This is a genomic window from Mycobacterium sp. WUMAC-067 (assembly GCF_020217485.1).
Taxonomy (GTDB): Bacteria; Actinomycetota; Actinomycetes; order Mycobacteriales; family Mycobacteriaceae; genus Mycobacterium.
This window is the reverse complement of the sequence record NZ_JAEKMI010000126.1, coordinates 1-2595: the sequence shown is the minus strand read 5'-3', so window position 1 is coordinate 2595 and position 2595 is coordinate 1. Positions and strand designations below refer to the sequence as shown.

At 59.4% G+C, this 2595-nt stretch carries 2 protein-coding genes; one reads left to right on the top strand and one right to left on the bottom strand.

What is annotated here, in order from left to right; genetic code table 11:
• Window positions 1-945: site-specific integrase (locus JF781_RS27715; protein WP_225341346.1), on the bottom strand; the 945-nt coding region annotated here is incomplete at its 3' end.
• Between the two features lie 657 nt (window positions 946-1602).
• Here JF781_RS27715 and JF781_RS27710 point away from each other — a divergent pair.
• Window positions 1603-2595 (top strand): tyrosine-type recombinase/integrase (locus JF781_RS27710; RefSeq protein WP_225330666.1); only part of this gene is annotated, 993 nt, incomplete at its 3' end.

Here is a 2595-nt window from a genome sequence, read left to right as displayed (position 1 = left end):
ACCGTCTTCGATGAGGTGGGTGATGTAGGAGCGTCGGAACGAATGCAGATCGAGGCCATCGGATAGTTCAAGGTCCTGGCAGTAGCGTCTAAATCTGCGCAACAGGGTTCTCTCGGCGACCAGTAACCCGCGCTCGCTGGGGAAGAGGTCGATGCCGTCGTCGATGTAGGGCTGACCGTGGGTGAGCCAGTCAGCGATCACCTCCGGCGTCCAATCAAACACAGTCAGCACGGTGCGGCGCTTGGGTGGGGATCCTTTCTTTGCTTTGCCGTAGCGGACTTTGACCGCGCCGTAGCGGCCGAACTCCGGGGCGTGTGGATTGCGGGAGAAGTCAATGGTTTGCAGGTGCCTCAGCTCGTTGAACCGTAAACCGTAGGAGTAGCTGATCTTGAACATGACGGCGTCGCGGTAGGCCGGCAGCCACCCTTTCTTCTTCGAGTTGGCGATCAGGGTGACTTGATCGTCGGCGTGGTCCAAGAAGTCTTGTAGCTCCTGTTTGGTGAACGGCCGCTTCTCGGGGGACTGCTCGTTGTCTTGGACGTGGGTGGCGGTGTTCCAGACGAAGAACACCTGTGCCGGATGGGTGCCGAACCGCTGCTCACAAACCCGGTCCCAACCGTAGTCTGGGTCGGCGATATAGGAGCAGAACAGTCGTAGCGCATTCTGATAACCGCGCACTGTGGACTGGCGTCGCCCTTTGATGCCGCGCAGGTCGCTGAAGAACTCTTCGACGATGGCCGGCGTCCATGACCACGGGAACTCGTTGGTGTGCTCGATAAACCGGCGAACCGTCGCGATCCGCGCGTCGATCGTGTCGTGTGCCAGGTTGCGACACAGTTGCTGGTTGCGCCAACCCTGCAGCATCTCGTCGACGGTTTGGGCCTCTGGATGCAGCAGAGGGACCGAGCCGACGAGGAACACACGACCGCTCTTATCGACGGGCAATCCGCCCTCCAGCCTGTCTCATCGAATGAATCATTGAATCACCTGATGAATCATTACCACATCCGTGCTGGTAGATCCACCGCATCAGAAAGGTTCACTGCAGCATGTCGGAATGTCGGCTAGCAACCACTTCGCGGCTCACGCATCGCCACATGCCGAAACCCCCTGTGATCCGGGCGTTTTGATTCGTTCGCAGCCCGGCGACAACGGGGGGGTCGGTCAGGGTAGGCATGATTCATCCGATGAAAACGGCGAGCTTTACCTGACGTAATCTTTGTTATCGGCATCTAAGGCATGCGAGTTTCATTTAGTGAAAGAACTTGCACCCCTGGACGACTGGCTCGATTGTCCTGGTTGTGACGGGTGTCGGTCGCCGCTGCAGCGCCCCTGATCGACCTTGGGTCTTGCGCAACGGGCCAGCTCGACGTAAGTTTCAATCACTTAATGATTGATTCGGATGTTAGGTGACGACGTTGCGAGCTTCAACGAGCGACCACTGGCATCCGGTCGGTGTGAGTTGTTTTGCGGCACCGCCCCCGCCACTGCGTGGACCGGGGTTATTGCGTCACAGTGACGAATTGCGTTCGAGGGCAAGACTATTCGGATCGCAACTCAAGTCGTCGCCAAGCCGGTTGCCGAGATCGTTCGACCATCGTCATGGCTGAGGAACTGCCCGGGTTCATTCCCCACATCCTGCGTGCCGACGATGTTTCGCTCCTGCGTGCCGATGAGACCGTGTTCAATGCGATGGTCGATGGCTGGCGGGCGCAGATGCTGGCCCGAGGCTTGGCCGTCGACACGATCATGACGCGCGGTCGACTGATTGCCCGGTTCGTTGAGTTCACCAACGAGTATCCGTGGCGGTGGCGCCCAATTGACGTGGACCAATTCCTGGCCGAATTCCGATCGCAGGAAAGACCGATTGCGCTATCTACGTTGCGGACCTACAGCAATACGATTTCGATGTTTTGCTCGTACGTCTGCGACAGTAGATACGGCTGGGTTGCATTCTGCGAGAAGCAGTTTGGCGATGTTCCGTCGCAGATATGCTTCGAGTGGAACACTCCGCAACACACAACCGATGATGCTGTTCCACCGGGCCGCCGAGCGTTCACCAAGGCCGAGTTGCAGCACCTATTTGACGTCGTAGATGATTTTGTCGACGAAGCGCACCGCACAGCGTCCAAGCGGTGGGTGACGGCCCTGCGGGATTCGATCGCATTCAAGGTCGGCTACGCCTATGGGCTGCGCCGCCGCGAACTGGTCATGCTGGACCTGACGGACTTCGGGCCCAACCCACACGTACCCCGCTTTGGAAACTACGGCGCGCTGACCGTGCGCTGGGCCAAAGGCACGAAAGGGTCCGGGCCACGTCGGCGGACGGTGCTCACATCGCCTGAATTCTCTTGGGTTGTCGAGCTTTTGGAATATTGGTGCAGCGAGGGACGCCAGCTGTTCGCCACCGCGGACCGCTCCCCCGCGCTGTGGCCCAGCGAGCGTGGTTCCAGATTGACGCTCGGTGCGCTGGGCCGCTCCTTCACCGCATTTCGCAAACGAGCCGGGCTGCCACCAGAATTGAGTCTGCACGCACTGCGGCACTCCTTCACCACCCACCTTCTGGAGGCTGGCTACGACCCACTGTTCGTGCAG